The 21,898-nt window shown below is 25.6% G+C and carries 22 protein-coding genes; 19 read left to right on the top strand and 3 right to left on the bottom strand.

What is annotated here, in order from left to right; translation table 4 throughout:
* Window positions 1-3: 3 nt before the first annotated feature.
* The 3 genes from mreB (AAHM77_RS03515) to mreB (AAHM77_RS03505) all read right to left on the bottom strand — a co-directional run bounded on the left by mreB (AAHM77_RS03515) (window position 4) and on the right by mreB (AAHM77_RS03505) (window position 3,279).
* Window positions 4-1,053 carry a rod shape-determining protein gene (gene mreB / locus AAHM77_RS03515; protein ID WP_342252746.1) on the bottom strand — a complete coding sequence of 350 codons (1,050 nt, stop codon included), beginning with the start codon at window positions 1,051-1,053 and terminating at the stop codon, window positions 4-6.
* 116 nt (window positions 1,054-1,169) lie between these two features.
* Window positions 1,170-2,198, bottom strand: coding sequence for a rod shape-determining protein (locus AAHM77_RS03510; RefSeq protein ID WP_342252745.1), 1,029 nt, complete (start codon window positions 2,196-2,198; stop codon window positions 1,170-1,172).
* A 28-nt stretch (window positions 2,199-2,226) separates the two neighbouring features.
* On the bottom strand, window positions 2,227-3,279 hold the full coding sequence (mreB, locus tag AAHM77_RS03505) for a rod shape-determining protein (RefSeq protein WP_342252744.1): 1,053 nt from the start codon (window positions 3,277-3,279) through the stop codon (window positions 2,227-2,229).
* Window positions 3,280-3,379: 100 nt separating this feature from the next.
* On the opposite strand from mreB (AAHM77_RS03505), the gene rnmV reads away from it, so the two are divergent.
* From rnmV to rpoE, 19 genes are read left to right on the top strand one after another with little or no spacing between them, the layout of a single operon-like run.
* Window positions 3,380-3,934 carry a ribonuclease M5 gene (rnmV, locus tag AAHM77_RS03500; protein ID WP_342252743.1) on the top strand — a complete coding sequence of 185 codons (555 nt, stop codon included), beginning with the start codon at window positions 3,380-3,382 and terminating at the stop codon, window positions 3,932-3,934.
* The gene (gene rsmA, locus AAHM77_RS03495) at window positions 3,912-4,760 is read left to right on the top strand and encodes a 16S rRNA (adenine(1518)-N(6)/adenine(1519)-N(6))-dimethyltransferase RsmA (RefSeq protein ID WP_342252742.1); all 849 of its coding nucleotides are present in this window, start codon (window positions 3,912-3,914) and stop codon (window positions 4,758-4,760) included. Before rnmV ends, rsmA begins: the two co-directional genes overlap by 23 nt.
* A complete protein-coding gene (locus AAHM77_RS03490) occupies window positions 4,750-5,496 on the top strand; it encodes a GHMP family kinase ATP-binding protein (protein ID WP_342252741.1) in 747 nt (248 codons plus the stop codon). The genes rsmA and AAHM77_RS03490 overlap by 11 nt, the downstream gene beginning before the upstream one ends.
* A 58-nt stretch (window positions 5,497-5,554) precedes the next feature.
* A complete protein-coding gene (locus tag AAHM77_RS03485; protein WP_342252740.1) occupies window positions 5,555-6,583 on the top strand; it encodes a ribose-phosphate diphosphokinase in 1,029 nt (342 codons plus the stop codon).
* Between the two features lie 16 nt (window positions 6,584-6,599).
* Window positions 6,600-7,163, top strand: a complete 564-nt coding sequence (pth, locus tag AAHM77_RS03480; protein ID WP_342252739.1) for an aminoacyl-tRNA hydrolase — start codon at window positions 6,600-6,602, stop codon at window positions 7,161-7,163.
* A 14-nt stretch (window positions 7,164-7,177) separates the two neighbouring features.
* Window positions 7,178-8,467, top strand: coding sequence for an adenylosuccinate synthase (locus AAHM77_RS03475; RefSeq protein ID WP_342252738.1), 1,290 nt, complete (start codon window positions 7,178-7,180; stop codon window positions 8,465-8,467).
* Window positions 8,468-8,476: 9 nt separating this feature from the next.
* A complete protein-coding gene (purB, locus tag AAHM77_RS03470) occupies window positions 8,477-9,775 on the top strand; it encodes an adenylosuccinate lyase (RefSeq protein ID WP_342252737.1) in 1,299 nt (432 codons plus the stop codon).
* Entirely contained in the window at window positions 9,768-10,301 is a 534-nt protein-coding gene (gene hpt / locus AAHM77_RS03465; protein ID WP_342252736.1) for a hypoxanthine phosphoribosyltransferase, read from the top strand. The genes purB and hpt overlap by 8 nt, the downstream gene beginning before the upstream one ends.
* 12 nt (window positions 10,302-10,313) lie before the next feature.
* Window positions 10,314-11,153: a 16S rRNA (cytidine(1402)-2'-O)-methyltransferase gene (gene rsmI, locus AAHM77_RS03460; RefSeq protein ID WP_342252735.1), complete on the top strand. Its 840-nt coding sequence runs from the start codon at window positions 10,314-10,316 to the stop codon at window positions 11,151-11,153.
* A 4-nt stretch (window positions 11,154-11,157) separates the two neighbouring features.
* Window positions 11,158-12,693 carry a methionine--tRNA ligase gene (metG, locus tag AAHM77_RS03455; protein ID WP_342252734.1) on the top strand — a complete coding sequence of 512 codons (1,536 nt, stop codon included), beginning with the start codon at window positions 11,158-11,160 and terminating at the stop codon, window positions 12,691-12,693.
* Between the two features lie 35 nt (window positions 12,694-12,728).
* Window positions 12,729-14,597, top strand: a complete 1,869-nt coding sequence (gene mnmG / locus AAHM77_RS03450) for a tRNA uridine-5-carboxymethylaminomethyl(34) synthesis enzyme MnmG (protein ID WP_342252733.1) — start codon at window positions 12,729-12,731, stop codon at window positions 14,595-14,597.
* A gap of 5 nt (window positions 14,598-14,602) precedes the next feature.
* Entirely contained in the window at window positions 14,603-15,295 is a 693-nt protein-coding gene (gene rsmG, locus AAHM77_RS03445) for a 16S rRNA (guanine(527)-N(7))-methyltransferase RsmG (RefSeq protein ID WP_342252732.1), read from the top strand.
* 49 nt (window positions 15,296-15,344) lie between these two features.
* Entirely contained in the window at window positions 15,345-16,124 is a 780-nt protein-coding gene (locus AAHM77_RS03440; RefSeq protein ID WP_342252731.1) for a ParA family protein, read from the top strand.
* Window positions 16,105-17,049, top strand: a complete 945-nt coding sequence (locus AAHM77_RS03435; RefSeq protein WP_342252730.1) for a ParB/RepB/Spo0J family partition protein — start codon at window positions 16,105-16,107, stop codon at window positions 17,047-17,049. Before AAHM77_RS03440 ends, AAHM77_RS03435 begins: the two co-directional genes overlap by 20 nt.
* A gap of 16 nt (window positions 17,050-17,065) precedes the next feature.
* Window positions 17,066-18,163, top strand: coding sequence for a redox-regulated ATPase YchF (gene ychF, locus AAHM77_RS03430; protein ID WP_342252729.1), 1,098 nt, complete (start codon window positions 17,066-17,068; stop codon window positions 18,161-18,163).
* A gap of 1 nt (window position 18,164) precedes the next feature.
* Window positions 18,165-18,620 carry a 2-C-methyl-D-erythritol 2,4-cyclodiphosphate synthase gene (gene ispF, locus AAHM77_RS03425; RefSeq protein ID WP_342252728.1) on the top strand — a complete coding sequence of 152 codons (456 nt, stop codon included), beginning with the start codon at window positions 18,165-18,167 and terminating at the stop codon, window positions 18,618-18,620.
* A gap of 3 nt (window positions 18,621-18,623) precedes the next feature.
* Complete coding sequence (gltX, locus tag AAHM77_RS03420) at window positions 18,624-20,066, top strand: glutamate--tRNA ligase (protein ID WP_342252727.1); 1,443 nt, start codon at window positions 18,624-18,626, stop codon at window positions 20,064-20,066.
* Window positions 20,059-21,315, top strand: coding sequence for an HD domain-containing protein (locus AAHM77_RS03415; RefSeq protein ID WP_342252726.1), 1,257 nt, complete (start codon window positions 20,059-20,061; stop codon window positions 21,313-21,315). The genes gltX and AAHM77_RS03415 overlap by 8 nt, the downstream gene beginning before the upstream one ends.
* A 16-nt stretch (window positions 21,316-21,331) precedes the next feature.
* A complete protein-coding gene (gene rpoE / locus AAHM77_RS03410; RefSeq protein ID WP_342252725.1) occupies window positions 21,332-21,835 on the top strand; it encodes a DNA-directed RNA polymerase subunit delta in 504 nt (167 codons plus the stop codon).
* The last annotated feature ends 63 nt before the right edge of the window (window positions 21,836-21,898 follow it).

The raw sequence follows: 21,898 nt of genomic DNA, 5'->3' as shown, positions 1-21,898 counted from the left end.
TTTTTAGTAATTTAATAATTTTGAATGAACTTTTTCAGCTTTGATTATTTCAAAGATATCTGATTCAAATTTCTTAGTACCATTAATAACAGCTAATAATGGTTGTTCACCAATTCTTGAAGGTAATTGTAATGTATCAGTGAAGTAACGATCTATACCTTTGATCATTGCTCCTCCACCATTAATAGTAATTCCATTTTTAAAGATATCCCCTGCTAATTCAGGTGGTGTTTCTTCTAATACTTGAACTGTTAAGTCAATAATACGTGATACAGGAACTTTTAATACTTCACGAATTTCTTCAGGTGATATTTCGATTTCTCTTGGTAATCCAGAAACAACATCACGTCCGTAAACGTTCATTCTTCTTTCATCTGGATATTTTGCTAAAGAACCAATTTCAACTTTAATTCCTTCAGCAGTTTTTGAACCAATTTCTAAACCATATTGTGATCTAATGAATTTTTGAACTTCATCATTTAAGTAGTTACCAGCAACTTTAACTGATTTTGAAAGAACAATATCTCCTGAGGCAATAACAGCGATATCTGTTGTTCCTCCACCCATATCTACAATTAAATGACCAGTTGGAGCATATATATTTGTTCCTCCACCTAAAGCAGCCATTTTAACTTCTTCTTCAACATAAACCTTATCGGCTCCTAAATTACGAGCAATCTTTTTAAGTGCTTGCTTTTCAAGTTCAGTAATAACTGACGGACAAGCTAACAGCATAATTGATGATTTTAATGCTTTACCAATTCTTAATTTAGCAAAAATATATTTTAATTGCGCTTCAGTAGCTCTAATATCAGTAATAACACCATCTACCATTGGTTTTACAATACGGATAGATTTATTACCTTTACCAATCATTTTATAAGCTTCGTTACCAACCGCTATAATACGGTTTTCCTTAATTTTATAAGCAACGATTGAAGGTTCATTATAAACAATTCCTGAACCAGACATATAAACTAAGGTATTAGCAGTACCTAAATCCATAGATACGAAAGTTGGTCTGTGACTATTTCCGTTTAGATTTATCCCCATACTTTTTATCCTCCTGTGTTTTATTTTTTAAAATATATTACAATTTTTATTCATCATAAAAACCATAACCTAATATAATTATACCATATTTAACATATAAATAATATTTATAAAGACTAGATTTTTTCAGATAATTCTTTTATAATTCTTTTTTTATACATTATACAACCTTCTATTACAGCTGAAACTGGATTGTTAACTTTTCTAGTTTTAATATCTGTTACACTATTAATAAACTCTTCAAAACCAACAATAAGAGATCCGGCTCCGACAACTAATATACCTTTTTCAATTATCGATTCAGTTAATTCAGAAGGTGTTTTTTCTAAAACCTCTGTAATTAAAACAATTACATTATTAAATAAGGCTACAATTAATCTCCTAATTTCATCCTCTTTTAATTCAAATTGCTCAGGCATCCCAGAAACAACATCACGTCCGTAAACTTTCATTGATTTGTTTCTCTTACCTTTTCATAATGAACCAATTTCCATTTTTATTTTTTCTGCAGTATTAAGGCCTATTGAAATATTATGGCATGATTTAACATATTTTTTAATTTCTTCATCAACAGTTGTACTTGAAAAATTTGCAGATTTTGAAACCACAATATTCCCAGCAGAAATAATTGAACAATTCGCTGTTCCTCCACCGAAATCTAATATAATTGTAGCTTCTCCAGATTCAAATATATTTTCACCAGCGCCAAACGCCGCCATCAAACTAGAATCTTCAACATAAACATATATAGCGCCCAATTTTTTACAAACATTTTCAATTGCTGTTTTTTCCATATCAGTCAACCCGGCAGGAGCAGTTATTGTAACAATTGAATCTTTTCAAATATTTGTATTTTTTTCTTCGTTAAATTTTTTAAATATTTCAGTAATAAAAGTTTGAACTAAATCAAAACTTGTAATAACACTGTTTTTTAAAGGTCTCATAATTTTAATATTTTCAAGACCAGTACCAATATGTTTTTTAGATTCATTACCGATGGCGATGATTTTATTTGTTTTAATATCAAAAGACATTAACGAAGGTTCGTCAAAAATAATTCCAAAACCTTCAATATAAGCCGAAGTCTGTGAAGTACCCAAATCTAAGGCAATATAATTATATTTCTTATTATTTATATTCAACATGTATCTAACCCCTAATTTTAACCTCAGACTAAGTTATTTTATATTCTTTAGCATCGATTAATTTTATTCTTTCAATTAAATTTCCTAAATTTTGTTCGTAAACTTTCGCACCAGCAATAACAGCTAATAATGGATCTGGCGAAATTTTTACTTTTAGTTGGAAGATTGATTCAAAATAATCAGCAACATTTCTAATCAATGCTCCTCCTCCACAAACTGTTATACCATTTCGAATTACATCACCTGCTAATTCAGGTGGTGTTTTTTCTAAAACTTCAACAATTAAATCGGTTATTTTTGAGAAAGGGTTTAATAAAACATTCTTAATTTCAATTGGTTTTAAAAGAATTTCTCTTGGCAGACCAGTTATAACATCACGTCCGAAAACACGTAAAGGTTTCTCATTTTTAAATTTACCAACTGAACCTATATCTTTTTTTATTGCTTCAGCAGTTTTTGAACCCACAATAACATTATATTCTGATCTTATATATCTTCTGATTTCTTGATCAAAATGGTTACCAGCGACTTTTACAGAACGAGAGATAACAATATCTCCAGCAGAAATGATAGCGGCATCTGTTGTTCCTCCACCAATATCAATTATTAAATTACCCTCAGGTAACTCAATGTTAATTCCAGCTCCCACAGCAGCCATTTTAACTTCTTCTTCAACCAGTGCATATGTTGCACCCATTTCTAGTGCTATTTCCTTTAAAGCTGATTTTTCAAGTTCTGTAACACCTGATGGACAAGCTAAAACAACTATTGAGTTTTTTCATACATTTGTTAATCTTAAACGACCAAAAATATGTTTTAATAAATCTTGAGCTGCTCCCATATCAGAAATAACTCCATCAACTAACGGTGATATTATACTAATTTTATCATGTGTTTTACCAATCATTCTATAAGCATCATGACCCAAACCAATTAAGTTGTTTGTAAAAGTATCATACGCCATCAATGATGGTTCATTAAAAACAACACCTTGACCAGAAACATATGCAATTGTGTTAGCCGTTCCTAAGTCTATTGCTAAAAATGAATAATCTTTCCCTATCTTGTTATAAGTACCCATATCAAATAACCTCTACCTTCAATATATTATACTTTATATTTATTATACTATAATTTTAAAAAAAATTAAAGTATAATATTATATACATTTTGGAGTAAATATGAAAGAAAAAAATAAAATTATTGTTGTTGAAGGAATGATGGATAAAATAAAAATTAATTCCTTTTTAAAAGTACCGATTATCATCACAAATGGATCTGCTGTTTCTGAAAAAACTTTAAATTTAATTAAAAAATTATCTTTAAATAATGAGATAATCATTTTTACCGATCCAGATTTTCAAGGTAAAAGAATAAGAAAGATAATATCAGAATCATTAAATAATAATTGTAAACACGCGTTTATTAAAAAAGAATTAGCGACAAAAGGTAAAAAAATAGGTGTTGCCGAAGCTAATATCAAAGATTTAAAAGAATCCTTAGCAAAAATTTATAATATTGAAAACAATAATAAAATTTGTTTAACTTGGAATGATTTTATAAATTTAAAGATATACAATGATAAAAAACTAAGATTTAAAATTTGTGATTATTTAAATATTGAAAAATGCAATAACAAATCTTTTTTTAAATGAGTTAATTTATTAAGCATTAATAAAATTCAATTAAAACAAATAATTATAGAGGTTCATAATGAATTGAATAAAAATAATTAAAGAAAATAATTTTCATTTTAAAAAAAGTTTAGGTCAAAATTTTTTAATTGATAATAATATTATTGATAAAATAACAAGCTCAGTCAAAGAAAATATTGAAGGTATTATAGAAATAGGGCCAGGGATTGGTTGCTTAACTGATGTTTTTCTAAAATCTGAAAAAATAAAAAAAATAGTAGTTATTGAGTTAGATGATAATGCGGTTGAAATATTGATGAATAATTATGGAAAATATATAGAGAGAAAAAAATTAATTATTATAAAAAAAGATATTTTAAAAGTTGATATTAATGAATTAATTTTAAAATATTTTGAAAATATCAATCAGATATCAATAGTTTCAAATTTGCCATATAACATTAGTTCGCCATTTTTATTCAAATTATTTAAAACAGATAATTTGAAAATCAAAACTTGCTTATTAATGTTTCAATCAGAATTAGCACAAAGAATAATTTCTTCGATTAATTCAAAACAATATAATAATTTAAGTGTAGTAAGTCAATTTTATTTTGACATTAAAAAAATTTGTGATGTAAAAAAGAATTCTTTTTATCCAGTACCAAAGGTTGAGAGCACAGTTTTAGAATTCAAAAAAAATAAAAAGTATGTTTTAACTGATGAGGAAAAATTTTTATTCTTTGTTAGACAAATGTTTTTTTCAAAAAGAAAAACAGTTTGAAACAATTTGAAAAAATATTCAAAAAATAATGTAAAAACACTAGAAAAAAAGATATCAAATGATATAAAAAATAAGAGACCAGAAAATTTGGCACTTTCTGATTTTTATAATATTTATTTGGAGATTTTAAATAATGAGAATTAAATCTTATGGAAAATTTAATCTTTTTTTAAAAGTTTCTAAAGTAAACAAAACTAATAAGTATCATTGTATAAAGTCATTATTTATACCTTATAAAGAAGTTTACGATGAAATTATAATTGAAACTAATACTAAAAATGATCGTTTTACATTTGTTGAAAAAAAAGATGTTTTAGACCCTGTTAATAACACAGTGATGGACACAGTTCGTTATTTTTTTGATAAACACTCAAATGTAAATAAAAAAATATATGTCGAAATAGTAAAAAATGTCCCACCAGGTTCAGGTTTAGGTTTTTCTTCGTCAAATGCTGTAGCAACTTACAAGTTACTTCATAAATTATATAATATTGAAATCGATGAATTTGACGCCTATAAATTTGCTAAATATATAGGATCAGATGCTATGTTCTTCCTTTATGAAATACCGTTAATCGTAACAGGTTACGGCGATAAAATTAAACCTTATAAAAAGGATATCGATGTATCTAAATTCACAATTGTTATAAATCCGGAATATAGATGCATCACAAAAGAAGTATATGAAAAATTTGATGAAAATTATTTATACTATTCAAAAAATTATGTAAAACATGGAGTATTTTATAATTACTTAGAATTGCCATGCTATGATATGAATCCTGGATTATATAAAAAATTTAAAACTCTAAATGAAAAATATGATCATGTTATGCTTTCGGGCGCAGGTTCTTCCTTTATTTGTTTTAATGATGTTTAGTCTTTCATATTTATATTTTATTATTTAAAATATAAATATGAATCTTGGAGGATAAAAAATGTCGATTAAAAATTATAGCATTCTTGGACTTGATGCAAGTAGGGAATTGGTTGATAAAATAACAAAAGTAAAAAAATATAATTTAGTTTCAGATGAATTAATAACAACTAGATTTTCAGATGGAGAATTTTTAGTTAAAACTAAAAATTCTGTAAGAGGAAAAAATGTTTTTATTTTTCAATCGACTTCTTCACCAGTTAATGAAAATTTAATGGAATTATTAATTACAATAGACGCAGTTAAACGTGGTTCTGCTAAAAAAATATATGCAATTATTCCTTACTTTGGTTATGCCCGCCAAGATAGAAAAGCTAAAGGTCGTCAACCGATAACATGCAAACTGGTTGCCGATATGTTAACGAAAGCTGGTGCCGATAGTGTTTTATCTGTAGATATACACTCCCCACAATCAATGGGTTTTTTTGATGTTCCTATGGATAATTTAAAAACAACTCAACTGTTCAGCAATTACATCATTAACACTTTAATTAATAACAAAAATTTAAAAAACGTAACAATTGTATCTCCCGACCACGGTGGTTTAACAAGGGTTAGAAGTATCGTTGAATGCTTGGGTGATATTCAACCTAACATTGCTGTTATCGATAAAAGAAGACCAAAACCAAATAAAAGCGAAGTTGAATTTATTTTAGGTGATGTAAAAAATAAAGTTTGTTTCATTTTAGATGATATGATTGACACTGGTGGAACAATCGCAAATGCAGCAAGAGCTATTAAAGAAAAAGGTGCTAAACAGATATACATTCTCGCTTGCCATGGTGTTTTTTCCGGTGATTCAATTTCAAGAATGGAATCTTTAATTAGAGATAAAGTTGTAGAAGAAGTTGTTGTTACAGATACCATTCAAATCCCGAAAGATAAGCAATTTAATAAATTAAAAATTTTAACTATATCTGATTTATTGGCAAATATTATTGAAACAATTTTAAAAGAAGAGTCTATAACATCAGTGTATAAAACTATAACAAACGAATTAAGAGATTATGTTAAAAAAACTGTGAAATAATTTGTTTGGAGTTTAAATGCATTTAGTAGTAGGTTTAGGTAATCCTGGAAAAAAATATAGCAACACAAGACACAATATGGGTTTTGACGCTATCGATTATGTAGTTCAAAAATTAAATTTAAGTGTTTATAAAGATAATGAATTTGGTACTTTATATAAATATAAAAAAGATGATTTACTTACTTATTTATTAAAACCCAAAACTTTTATGAACAACAGTGGTATAGCTGTTAATCATTTTTTTAGATATTTTAAAATTGATATAAAAAATATTTTAATTGTTTATGATGATGTAAATATTAATTTAGGTAAAATTAAAATAAAAGAAAAAGGTTCGTCTGGTGGTCAAAATGGTATGAAAAACATTATAGAACATTTAAATACACCAAATGTAAAAAGAGTCCGATTAGGAATCGGAAATAATCCGAATTATAATTTATCTGACTGAGTTCTATCAAAGTTTAAAAAAGAAGAACAAGAAGTTAAGGAAAATACTTTAGAAAAATTTTGAAATTTATTTAATTATTATTTTTTAGAAAATAACACTTTTGTAAAAACAATGTCATTATTTAACAATTAATGTTAGGAGATTTTGTGAATAGTTTAGCTGTCGTTGGTGCTCAATGAGGAGATGAAGGAAAAGGGAAAATAACTGATTTTTTTGCTCAAAATGCAGATTATGTAATTCGTTGAGCTGGTGGTGATAATGCAGGTCATACAATAAAAATTGAAGATAAAAAATATGCTTTGAGTATAATTCCTTCAGGTATATTTAATTCTGAAACGATCAACGTTATCGGGAATGGTTGTGTTATTAATTTAAAAAAATTAATAACTGAAATAGATTATGTTAAAAACAATGGTTTTGATTGCAATAATTTAATAATATCTGAAAGAGCACATTTGATTTTTCCATATCATATTGAACAAGATAAACAATTAGAAAAATTTCGTGGTCCAAAAGCTATAGGAACAACATTAAAAGGTATAGGTCCTTGTTATGAAGATAAAGTTCAAAGAATGGGCATTAGGATTTGTGATTTATTCGATTCAAAAATGTTTAAAGAGAAATTAAAAATAAATTTAGAATTAAAAAATAAGATTTTTAAAAATGTTTTTAATTCTAGAGAATTTACTGTGGATGAAATATATGATGAATACATAATTTATTTTAAAAAAATAAAACATTTAATAAAAAATGTTACAAAAGTTATAAATAATGCTTTTTTAGAAAATAAAAAGGTTTTATTTGAGGGTGCCCAAGGAGCGTTGTTAGATATTGATCAAGGAACATACCCCTTTGTCACATCTTCAAATACATCAGCTTCATCTATTCCTGTTGGTTTAGGAATTTCTCCAAAAAAAATTGGAAATATTTTAGGAGTTTTCAAAGCTTACAATACAAGAGTTGGTGAAGGAGGTTTCCCTAGCGAATTTAAAAATTTAAAACAATCGGATAAAATTCGAACAATTGCAAATGAATTTGGTGTTGTTTCAGGTAGACCTAGAAGGATCGGATGATTTGATGCTGTTGCGGCAAAACACTCTATTGATACAATGGGTTATACACATATGGCAGTAACTTTACTTGATATTCTTTCAAATTTTGAAACATTAAAAATATGTATTGGTTACAAAATAAACAATAAAATTATCGACTTTTTTCCACCTGACATCAATTTATTAAATAAATGTGAACCCATTTTTATAGATGTTCCCGGTTTTAAAGAAGACATCACAAATGTAAAATCATTTTTAGAATTACCTTTAAATGCTCAAAATTATTTAAACAAGTTATCGGAAATATTGAACATTAAAATTGCTATGTTTTCTGTGGGTCCAGAAAGAAAACAAACCATTTTAATGGAAAAAAATATATTATAAGAGGTTTTAATGATAAATAGATACATAATTTCTGAAATTGAAAACATTTGATCTGAAGAAAACAAACTTCAAACTTGATTAAATATTGAAAAATTAGTTTGCGGTGGTTGGAATAAGATAGGTATTATCTCAGATTCAGATTTTCAAAAAATTAAAAATTCAAAAATAGATTTGAATTTAAAAAAATTTTTAGAAATAGAAGAAGAAACAAAACATGATGTCGTCGCTTTTGTGAAATTAGTTTCTAATCAATTAGGAGTTGAACGAAAATGATTTCATTATGGATTAACTTCATCTGATATTGTTGATACTGCCCAAAATTATTTAATAAAAAAATCTAATGACCTAGTTTTACAAAAAATTGTAGAATTGCAAAAAATTTTAAAAGTGAAGGCAATAGAAAACAAAGATACTATTATTTTTGGAAGAACACATGGTATATTTGGCGAACCAACTTCATTGGGTTTAAAATTTTTATTATGATATCAAGAATTTGATAGACATATAGAGCGTTTAAAATTTGCTAAAAAAGAAATTGAAATTGTAAATATTTCAGGATCAATGGGCAATTTTGCTCATGTAGATTTGGAAGTTGAAAATTATGTAGCAAACGAATTAAATTTTAGTATTGATAAAATAAACACACAAGTGACACAAAGAGATATTCATGCAAATTTACTTTCTTGTTTTGCAAATTTAGGATCGACTTTTTTAAAGATATCTACTGAAATACGACACTTCCAAAGAAGTGAAGTCAGAGAATTACAAGAAGGTTTTTCTAAAAACCAAAAAGGTTCAAGTTCAATGCCTCATAAAAAAAATCCGATTAGTTCTGAAAATATTTCTGGTTTATCAAGATTATTGATTTCAAATGCTAATATTGGTTATGAAAATAACGTTTTATGACACGAAAGGGACATTTCGCATAGTTCGAACGAAAGAATTATTTTTCCAGATTCTTACCATTTATTAATTCATATTTTAAATAAAATGATAAATATTTTTAATAATATAAATATTAATTATGAAAATATTGAAAAAAATTTAATTTCATCAAAAAATATTTATTATAGTCAATTAATAATGAATTATATTTTAAAAAATACTAGAAAATCAAGAGATGAAGTTTACGATTTTATACAGAAATGTACTTTTGAATCTTTAAGAGAAAATAAAGATTTTATAAATGTTTTAATTGATAATGATATTTATAATTTCATAAGTCAACAAGAGTTTAAAAAATTAATTAACATAAAACATTTTTTAAAAAATGTAAATAAAATTTTTCAAAGGGTTTTAAATGAGTAATCAATTTAATTCAAAATTAAAATTATTAATCAGCGAAGAAGAAATTAAAGCAAAAATAAAAGAGTATGCAAAAAAAATAGAATCAAATTATAAAAATAAAAATTTATTAGTAGTTGGTTTATTAAATGGTTCTTTTATTTTTACAGCTGATTTAGTTAGAGAAATTAATATTCCGATAGAAATAGACTTCATTTCTTGTTCTTCTTATCAAGGTCAAAAATCCACAGGAATTGTAAATATTTACAAAGGTTTAAGAACTAAAAATTTAAAAAATAAATCTATTCTTTTAGTTGAAGATATTTTGGATACAGGGACAACCATTATTAATATTTATAATTATCTTTTAGATAAAAATGCCAAAGAAATAAAAATTCTAACATTACTTGATAAAAAAGAAAAACATTTAAAATTTGATATTGATTATGATTCTTTATTTGAAGTAGAAGACAATTTTTTAATAGGCTACGGCATTGATTTAGATGAAAAATACCGAAATTTAAAATCAGTTTATACTTATAAAAATTAGAAGAGAGTTAAAATGAATGAAAATGGCGACTTATTTTTAGTAGCGACACCAATTGGCAATTTAAGCGAATTTAGTGAGAGAGCAATCAAAGTTCTAAATAATGTTGATGTTATTTTTTGTGAAGATCAAAGAGTTACAATTAAATTATTAAATTTTTTTTCAATCAAAAAAAATTTAAAAACATTAAATGCTAAAAATGAAAAAGAAAACATTGATAAAATTATTGATTTATTATCAAAAAATTTAAAAATTGCATTATTGAGCGATGCAGGATACCCTCTTATTTCTGACCCAGGGAATTTACTTTTAAAATCAATAATAGAAAGAAACTTTAAAGTAGTTCCAATAAGCGGACCTTCAGCATTTTTGAATGCACTTGTTTGCTCAGGTTTTAATACGCAACATTTTATTTTTCATGGTTTTTTAAGTAGTAAAGATAATAAAGCAAAAGAAGAGATTATAAAGTATAAGAATTTTAATTACCCTATTATTTTTTACGAATCTCCGCACAGAATTTTAAGAACTTTAAATATTTTTAATGAATTACTTCCAGATACAAAAATATGTGTTGCAAAAGAATTGACCAAAAAATTTGAAAAATTTTATTATGGAAATGCAAATTCAATAGGAGAAGAATTAAAAGATAACCACAAAGGTGAATTTGTTTTAATTATAGAAAATTATGTTATTCAAGAGAAAATTAAAATTAATAAAAAAAATGTTTATAATGAAATAGAATTTTTAATTAAAAATGATGGATTAAAAATCAAGGTAGCGATAAACATTATCGCCGATAAATACCAATTATCCAAAAACGAATTATATAAAGAATTTCACAAAAACAGAAAGTAAAAAAATGCCAAAAAATTTTTACATTACAACTCCGATATATTATCCTAGTGCAAATTTACATCTAGGTCATGCTTACACAACTGTTGTAGCAGATGTTATAAAACGTTATAAAAAAATGTCAGGCTATAATACATATTTTGTGACTGGGACAGATGAACACGGACAAAAAATAGAAAAAAAAGCTTTTGAAAATAATGAAACACCAATTGAATTCGTTAATAAACAAGTTGAAAAAATTATTTTCCTTTGAGATAAACTAGGTATTCAATATGATAAATTTATTAGAACCACTCAACCAAATCATGAAAAAACTGTTCAAAAAATATTTACTAAATTATACAAAGAAGGATTAATATATAAAGGAAATTATGATGGTCTATATTGCGAATCTTGTGAAGAGTATTTAACATTATCAAACATAGAAGAAGGAGTATGTAAAGTTTGTAAATTAAAACCTATAAAATTATCTGAAGAGAATTATTATTTTAAAGTTACCGCTTTTAAAAATTTTATTATAAAGTATTTAAATGATAACCCAAATTTCGTTTCTCCTGAAAAAATTAAAAAAGAAGTGATGAATAATTTTTTAGAAAATAATTTATCAGATTTATCAATAACAAGGTCTTCAATTAAATGAGGAATAAACATTAAAGAAGATGATAAACACACTATTTATGTCTGGTTTGATGCTTTGTCTAACTATTTAACAGCTTTAGATTATTTAAATGATAATGATAGTTCTAAAATAAATTTAATGGAGCAATTTTGAAGTGATGATACTGAAATTGTTCAATTCTTTGGTAAAGAAATATCTAGATTTCACATAATCTATTGACCTAGCATGTTGAAGGCTTTGAACTTAAGGATGCCTACTACTTTAATCGCTCATGGTTGAATTTTATTTAAAGATGGAAAAATGTCTAAATCAAGAAATAATGTAATAGACCCATTAGAGTTAATGGCCGAATATTCTCGAGATGCACTTAGACTATTCTTAACATCTGAAATAAGTTACGAAAAAGATGGAATTTATTCAAATGAAATATTTTTTGATTTTTATAATAATGTTTTAGCAAACAACATTGGCAATCTATCTTCACGTGTAATAAATATGGCCAAAAAATATTTTGATTCTAAAATACCAGATGTTGAATCAATTGATTCAGAATTTTATGATTTAATAAAAAACACTATCAAAAAATATAAAATTAACATGGATAAATTTGATGTATCAAATGCAATAAAAGTAGTTATCGATCTTTCTAAGTATGCTAATAAATTTATTGAAGAAACAAAACCATGAGTTATGGCAAAAGAAAAAAATATTACAGCATTATCAAAAAATATTACAGCATTATCATACGTTAATGTTGTAATTTCTTTTTTGCTATCACCTGTATTAATTGATGGAACTTTAAAAAATTTAAATTTATTTGACATTAATTTGAATGATTTATCTTTTGACAATATTACAAATTATAAAATAGTTATCGGCAAAACCATAAAAAATAGTGAAATTTTATATCAACGCAAAATATAAAAATAATATATTTAAATCAGAAAAAGGAACTACTTATGGAATATGATTTAATTGTTGTTGGTGCAGGTCATGCAGGGGTTGAAGCGATTTTAATTGCAGAAAAATTTAATCTAAAAGTTCTATTAATAACTGGCGATTTTGACAAAATAGCAAGTATGCCTTGCAATCCATCGATTGGTGGGCCTGCAAAAGGCATTGTTGTTCGTGAAATAGATGCTTTAGGCGGTGTTATGGGGAGAGTTGCAGACGCAACTGCTTTGCAAGTTAAAATGCTTAATAGTTCTAGAGGACCAGCTGTTCAATCCTTAAGAATACAATCTGATAAAATTGAATATTCAAAAATGATGAAAAAAATAATTTTTGATAATAAAAAAATTAATAAAGTTGAGGGAATAGTTGAAAAGTTAATAATTAAAAATAACGAATGCCAAGGTGTTCAATTAAATAATAAAATAAAATATTTTTCAAAAAAAGTTATTTTGACATTGGGGACTTATATGTCGTCCTTGACATTTCAAGGTTCTTCTAAAAAAAGCGAAGGCCCAGATGGTGCAAAAACAAGCAGTGGAATTTCAGAGCAATTTAAAGATATAGGTTTAGAAATGTTCCGTTTAAAAACAGGAACACCCCCAAGAATTTTAAAATCATCAATTAATTTTAAAAAAGCAAAAGAAGAACTAGGAGATGACAAAAAACTTTCTTTTTCTTATATGACAGAAAAATTTATTCCTATCAATCAACAAGTTTCTTGTTGATTGATTCATTCGAATAATAAAACTCATAAAGTGGTTAGTGATAATTTAAATAAATCTGGAATTTATAATAAAACATTCGAAGGTATTGGCCCTAGATATTGTCCGAGTTTCGAAGATAAAATAGTTCGTTTCAGTGAGATGCCAAGACATCAAATTTTTTTAGAACCAGAATCTAAACATTTGGAAACTATTTATTTACAAGGTTTCTCGACTTCTATGCCAAAAGATATTCAAGAAAAAATGGTTAGATCTCTTCCGGGTCTAGAGGACGCACAGTTTTCAAAATATGCTTACGCCATTGAATATGAAGCGATTAATCCGTTGCAAATGAATCATGATTTATCATCTAAAAAAATAAAGAACTTATATACAGCGGGTCAAATTAACGGCACTAGCGGTTATGAAGAGGCTGCATGCCAAGGTTTAATCGCAGGTATTAATGCTTGTCTATCGATAAAAAAACAACCACCATTAATATTGGGACGTGATGAAGCTTATATTGGCGTTTTGATCGATGATTTAGTCTTAAAAGGAACAGATGAACCATATCGGTTATTAACCTCTAGAGCTGAATATAGACTATTATTGAGAAATGATAATGCTGAAGACCGTTTAAAAAAATATGCCATTAAATACAAACTAATTAGCAAAGAAGAAATTGAAAAATTTAACAATCAAATTATATTAGAAAAACAATTATTTGATTTTTTAAAAAAAACAAAAGTAAATTTAAACTCTGAATTTTTTGAAAAAATTAATAAAACACATAATTTTAAATTGAAAGAAGGGACAACATTATTCAATTTATTAAAAAGACCTGATTTTAATAGTGATTTAATTAATGATTATTTTGATTTTTATAAAAATATAGATTTTAGAATAAAAAATCATGTATTGATTGAAATTAAATTTGAAGGTTACATAAATAAAGAAAAAGAAAATGCTTTAAAAAATAAAAAACTAGAAAAAAATATTATTCCGAAAAATTTAGATTACAATCTTGTCGATAGTATGGCGTCTGAAGCTAAAGAAAAATTAAATAAGATTCAACCAAAAACAGTAGGTATGGCCTCAAGAATTTCTGGTATCAATCCATCAGATATTCAAATGTTATTATTTTATTTAAGAAAAATAAATAAGTTAAGGTAATTGCTATGCTAGATGATATTTTTTTATTTTTAAATTCTGTAAGTCAAAATAAAAATTGAAAAAATGATTTCGAAAATTTTTACAAAATTTTAACGAATTACAATTTAAAAATAAATTTAACAAGAATTGACGACTACACAGATTTTTATATAAAGCATGTCTACAATTCCGCTTTATGTTTAAAAGAAATTAATATTTCAAATTTAAATATTTTTGATATAGGAACAGGAGCTGGATTCCCGGGTTTAGTTTGAAAAATTTTGATACCAAGTATTAATTTAACTTTAATTGAATCCGTAAATAAAAAGTGTATTTTTCTTGAAAAAGTAATAAAAGAATTAAACTTAAAAAATGCGAAAGTAATAAACGATAGATCTGAAATTTTATCTTTTAAATTCAACGAAAAATCTGATATTGTGACTGCTCGTGCTGTTTCTAACTTAACAATGTTATTGGAGATCACTTCTAGATTCTCAAAAATTAATTCGCATTTATTATTTTTTAAAGGTGCTAAGTATGAAACTGAATTATTAGAGTCGTCAAAAATTATTAAAGAATTAAATTTAAAATTAGATAATGTTATTAAAGACGAACTTATAGAAGATTCTAATTATGTTGTTTTAGATTTTATAAAATTAAAATCTACTCCTAAAAAGTACCCAAGAAGTTTTAATAAAATTAAAAATATTACTATATAATAAAAATATAAATTACTATGTTTTTGTCAAATCAGGAGTATTTTAGATAATGGGTAAAATAATTGCAATAACAAACCAAAAAGGAGGTGTCGGTAAAACGACAACCTCAATTAATTTAGCTTCAGGGTTAGCTTTAAAAAATAAAAAAGTGCTTTTAGTCGATCTTGATCCTCAAGGTAATTCAACAACAGGTGTGGGAATTAATAAAGCTAATCTTGATTACAGCACATATGATGTTTTAATTGGTGAAAAGAATTTTGACCAAATAATTTTAAAAAATGTTTTTAATAATTTAGACATTGCCCCCGCAACCATTTCACTAGCGGGAGCAGATTTATTTTTTATTGAAAATAAAAAGGATGGAAGAGAATCATTACTTCTAGAATTTAATCAAATTAAAAATAAATATGATTATGTGATCATAGATTGCCCTCCATCATTAGGTTTAATTAATAGGAACGCCTTATCGGCAGCAAATTCAGTTTTAATACCTATTCAAGCAGAATACTATGCTTTAGAAGGTCTGTCCCAATTATTAAATTCAATTCAATTAGTCCAGAAAATGTACAATCCAAAATTAAAAATTGAAGGTATTGTTTTGACTATGTTCGATATCAGAACAAAATTATCTTTCGAAGTATTAAATGAAGTAAAAAAATATTTTAAAAACAAAGTTTATAAAACATATATTCCAAGAAGTATTAGAATAAGTGAAGCGCCATCACATGGTATTTCTATATTTAAATATGACCCTAAAGGGATTGGAACGAATGCATATAATAATTTAGTAAGTGAGGTATTATTTAATAATGAAAATCAACAACAATAGTAATAATTTAGAACAAGAAAAAAAGAAATCAAAATTAAATGCTAGAGGTTTGGAAAATATTTTTGGCGCAGGTTTATCAAATGTAATAAATGATATTGAAAATAAAACTGTCACTGAAAAAATCGAACAAAAAATAGCTAAATCAGGAAGTATTATTGAAATAGAATCTTTAAAAGTTTTACCAAATCCACACCAACCTAGAAAAATTTTTAATAACGATGAAATAAAAGAACTTTCAGATTCGATAAAAGAAAATGGCTTATTACAACCTATTATCGTCACTGAAGGTAGTGGCGGATTTTATAATTTAGTAGCTGGCGAAAGAAGATTGCGAGCTACTAAATTAGCAAATTTAAAGACTATTAAAGCGATTGTTGTGGATTTTGATGCAAAACAAATGAAAGAATTAGCTCTAATTGAAAATATTCAACGTGTTGATTTATCGCCAATAGAAGAAGCGATTGCCTTTCGTGACTTACAATCTTTTTCTGGGTTAACACAAGAGCAATTATCAAAAAGAGTTGGTAAATCAAGGTCACATGTTGCAAATGTCATGAGATTATTAAGCTTGCCTGAAAAAGTTCAAAAATTAATTTTAAATAAAAAATTAACAATGGGTCAGGCAAAACCGTTAGTTAAAATTGTAGAAAACAAGGAATTAGTTAACAATATTTTAAACAGAATTTTAACCGATAACCTAAATTCTCGTCAAGTAGAAAAAATAGTTCAATTAAAAGAAGAACCTGTTAAGTTTAAAAAACCTCTAGTAAATAAAGATATTACCGAGGCTTCATATGTATTCTTGAAAAATAAAATTGAAAATAAATTAGGTACTAAAATTAAATTAGATAAAAATAATTTAATAATTAATTTTCATGGGACAGAAGATTTAAATAGAATATTAGAACTTTTGGATTTAATATAATTTTAAAGGAGAAAATATGAATTTAAAAATGGGGATAGTCGGTCTTCCGAACGTTGGTAAAAGTAGTTTATTTAATGCTATAACTAATTTGAATGTAGATTCCTCTAATTATCCATTCGCAACAATAGAACCAAACATTGGTGTTGTAGAAGTTCCAGATAATAGATTAAAGTTTTTAACAAGTATTTTTCAACCTAAAAAAACAGTTCCAGCTTATATTAAATTTGTTGATATCGCAGGTTTAATTAAAGGCGCTAGCAAAGGAGAAGGTCTAGGTAATACTTTTTTGTCAAACATAAGAGATTCGGATGCTATTTGTATGGTTGTAAGATGTTTTGAAAATCAGAAAATTATTCATGTTGAATCATCAATAGACCCAATTAGAGATGTAGAAATTATTAATTTAGAATTATTATTATCAGATCAAGAAGTCATTGAAAAAAGAATTTCTAAAATTGCAAAAAAAGCTCAATTAAAAAAAGATAAAATTATTATGAGTGAATATGAAATTTTAGAGAAATTACATAAATGAGTTTTAAATAATAATTTAATAAAAAACTTCGCATTTTCTAAAGAAGAATTAAAAATTATTGATAATTATAATTTTTTAACCCAAAAAAAATTTATTTATGTTGCCAATGTTGCAGAAAATAATTTAAATAAAAATGATGTTCATTTTAATAATTTGCAAAAATATTTAAATTTAAAAAAAGAGAAATTAATTAAAATGTGCATTGATTTAGAAGGTGAAATTTCAACTTTAACCAACGAAGAAAAAGAAATTTTTTTGTCTGAATATAATATTGAACAATCTGGTTTAGATAATTTAATTCGTGAATCTTACAAACTTTTAGATTTACAAACTTACTTTACTGCCGGAAAAGACGAAGTAAAAGCTTGAACTTACCCAAATAATTTTAATGCAGCACAATGTGCAGGTGTCATACACACTGATTTTGAAAAAGGATTTATAAAAGCAGATATTTATGCTTTTTCAGATTTAGAAGAATATAAATCTGAAAAAGCATTACGAGAAGCCGGAAAAATTAGGTCTGAAGGTAGAAGTTATCTTGTTCAAGATGGAGATGTCTGTTTCTTTAAATTCAATGTGTAAGATGAAAATAGGGCATAGTTATGATCTCCATAAGTTGAAAAATGGAGATTTTATATTATTAGGTGGAGTTAAAATTCCTTGTGAATATTCTGTAATTTCTGATTCTGACGGAGATGTATTGTTACATACAATAAGTGAATCAATTTTAGGAGCTTTAGGTCTTGGAGATTTAGGAGATTATTTTAATGAAAAAGGCATTAAATCGATTAATATTTTAAATTTTTGTTTAAATAAATTAAAAGAAAATAAATATCATATTGTAAACATTGATAATATTATTGTTTTAGATAACCCAAAATTATCCCAATATAAATTAGACATAAAGTTTAATCTAGCAAAATTAATGAATATTAATCATAGTAATATTAATATTAAGGCAACAACTTCTGAACAAACAAAATTAACAACTATTGAGTCCTTTTCCAATATATTAATCGAAAAGGATGAAGGGATTTAAAATATGGAAAAACAAATGAGAATCAGATATGCTCCATCACCAACTGGCCAATTACATATCGGAAATGCAAGAACAGCTTTATTTGATTATTTATTAGCTAAGCATTATAAGGGTGTTTTTGTTTTAAGAGTTGAAGATACAGATGTGGCAAGAAATATAAAAAATGCTGATTTAGACCAAATTAATGATTTAAAATGATTAGGTGTCGAAATTGATGAAGGTGCTTTTGTAGGTGGTCCTTATGGACCTTATTTTCAATTGGAAAGATTAGAAATTTATAAAAAGTACGTTGATATTCTAATTAAAGAAAAAAAAGCCTATCACTGTTTTTGTACAGAAGAAAAATTAGAAAATGATAAACAAAAACAATCCAAAAAAGGTAATATGGCTTTTAAATATAATAGGACATGTTATAAATTAACTCCTGCAGAAATTGAAAAAAAATTAAAATTAAAAACACCATACAATGTTCGGTTTTTAGTCCCAGAAAATACTACATATAAGTTTAAAGATTTAATTAGAGGTGATATTGAATTTAAAAGTTTAGATATCGGTGATTGAATTATTCAAAAAACAAACAAAATTCCAACATATAATTTTGCCGTTGTTATAGATGATGAATTGATGAAGATAACCCATGTTTTGAGAGGTGAAGAGCACATTTCCAACACCCCTAAACAAATTATGATTTTTGAAGCATTTAATTGGAAAATTCCAACTTTTGGTCACTTAACAATAATTGTAAAAGAAAATCGTAAAAAATTATCTAAACGTGATAACGATTATTTACAATTCATTTCCCAATATCGTGAACTTGGTTATTTGCCTGAGGCTATATTAAATTTTTTAGCGTTATTAGGTTGAAGCCCTGGAAATGAAAAAGAAATTTTCTCAAAAGATCAATTAATTAAAATGATTGATGAAAAAAAATTTAGTAAATCTCCAAGCGTTTTTGATATAAAAAAACTTCAATGAATCAATAGTAAATATATAAAGGAAATGAATGACATTGATTATATTAATTTCGCTAAACCTTTTTTAGAAAAATATTTTAATTTAGATAAGAAAAATAAAGATTGAATAAATTGCTTTTTAATTACATATAAAAAAGAAATTTTATATGCTGACCAATTAAAAACTTTTGCCAAACCTTTCTTTGAAAATACACCTAGTGAAAAAATTGATTTAAGTGATATTAATTTTCATAAAGAATTAAAAGAACAATTATTGATGAAAATATCTGATTGTAAAAACTTTTCCCCTGATGATTTAAAAAGTCTGATCAAAGAAATTGGTTTAGAATTAAATATTAAGGGTAAAGAATTATATATGCCGATCAGAATCATGTGTTCAGGTGCACAACATGGTCCAGAATTAAATAATGTAATTTATTTATTAGGAAAAAATAAAGTCATTGAAAATATAAGGAATTTCAATTATGAATAATCAAACAGAAGAAAAAATAATTATTCGGGATTCTGTGCACGGAAATATAATTGTTGATGATCCTGTTGCAATTGAAATAATTAATTCTTCAGAGTTTCAAAGACTAAGAAATATTAGCCAATTAGCAAATATCCAATTAGCCTTCCCCTCAGCGACTCATACTAGGTTTAGTCACTGTTTAGGTGTATACCATTTAATAAAAAAAATTACATCAACTAAAGTTTTTTTAAATTTTTACAAAAATAAACCCAGACAATTGCTAATCACAAGGGTAGCAGGATTATTGCACGACATCGGACATGGTCCTTTTTCTCATACATTTGAAATTGTTTATAAAATTACAAATGTAGCCTATACTCATGAAAATTATTCTAGGATGATCATCCAATCAAAAGATTCGAATATTAATAAAATTTTAAAAAAATATAATTTCACTAATGATGAAATTGACCAAATGTGTAAAATGATAGAAGGTAATTCTGAAAATGATAACATTCTTTCATCATTAGTAAGTTCCCAATTGGATATGGATCGCTTAGATTACTTATTAAGAGACGGCTATCACACAGGTGTTAATTATTCTAATGTTGATGTTGAATTTTTAATTGATAATATAAAAATTTCTAAAAAAAATAATTCAACCTTTTTTCCTACAAAAGCAATTTATGCGGTAACAAGTTTTTTGCTAGCTAGATTTTTTATGCATATTCAAATTTATAGTCATCATGTAAATATTGGTTTTGATATGTTATTTTCATCTTGATTTCAAAGATTACTAGATTTATACAATAACAACTATGCATTTAAATATAAAGACAGTTTAAAAACAATAGAACCCTTTTTAAAAAAAGAAAAAGTAAATATTAATAAATATATAGAATTAAATGATTTTACATTGATGTCAATTATTAAAAATTTCACACACGAAGAAGATTGAACACTTTCTTATTTGTCTAAGTGTTTTTTTAATAGAACTATTTTTAGAAATAAAATTACAAAATCAGAATTAGAAGAATATAAAAATGCTTTATTAAAACGGTTAGATAAAGAAAGTCTTAAGTATTTTATCATTGAAAAAAAATCAACTATTAAAAAAATTTATACAAATGAATTAAAACCTATTTATTTTTCTGAAAATGAAAAAGGTGAAGTTTTAAATAAACTAGACGAATATATTAAATTTGATAATTTTATAGATAATAAAAACTTTAAATCAAACAACATTTGTTATACAATAAATATAAATTAATGAGGAGACGCAATTCATGGATGGCAACATTGATTATTTAGATTTAATTTATAATTTTCTTAAAAAAACTGGAAAAGCCCAGTCTTTTGAAGAAATATGAAATTTAGCTTTAAAAGAACCCGCCGAAAAAGCTCAAGATGGCGATAAAGACGATATTATTGGTGATTTATACCCACAATTAGTTTTAGATAATAGATTTATTTTGACTGATGAAGGTTTTTGAGGTTTAAGAGAATTTACTAAATTTGAAAAAATAAAAAAACAATATGAAAATGTTGATTTATTTGAATCAACTGAGGATTTTACAAAAATTAATAATTTTAAAAATAGTGATATTTCAGAAGATTTAACAGAAAAAACTTCACCATTTAATTCTATTGACGAAGACAGAAGTAAAGAAATGACTAGTGAAGATATTGATTCTTATGAAGACTCCAAGGAATCATTGGCAGACCAATTAGGAATTACTGAAGAAATTGATTGGAATGAAGTCGAAAAATCTATTAAAGAAAACAATTAAAATACTTATTTAAAATAAACAATTAGGTTTCCTGATTGTTTATTTTATGTATATAGGAGAAAA

The organism is Spiroplasma endosymbiont of Amphibalanus improvisus (assembly GCF_964030645.1).
Taxonomy (GTDB): Bacteria; Bacillota_I; Bacilli_A; order Mycoplasmatales; family Mycoplasmataceae; genus CAXIPX01.
Note: the sequence above shows the minus strand (reverse complement) of the source record. Positions and strands in the feature narration are given on the sequence as shown.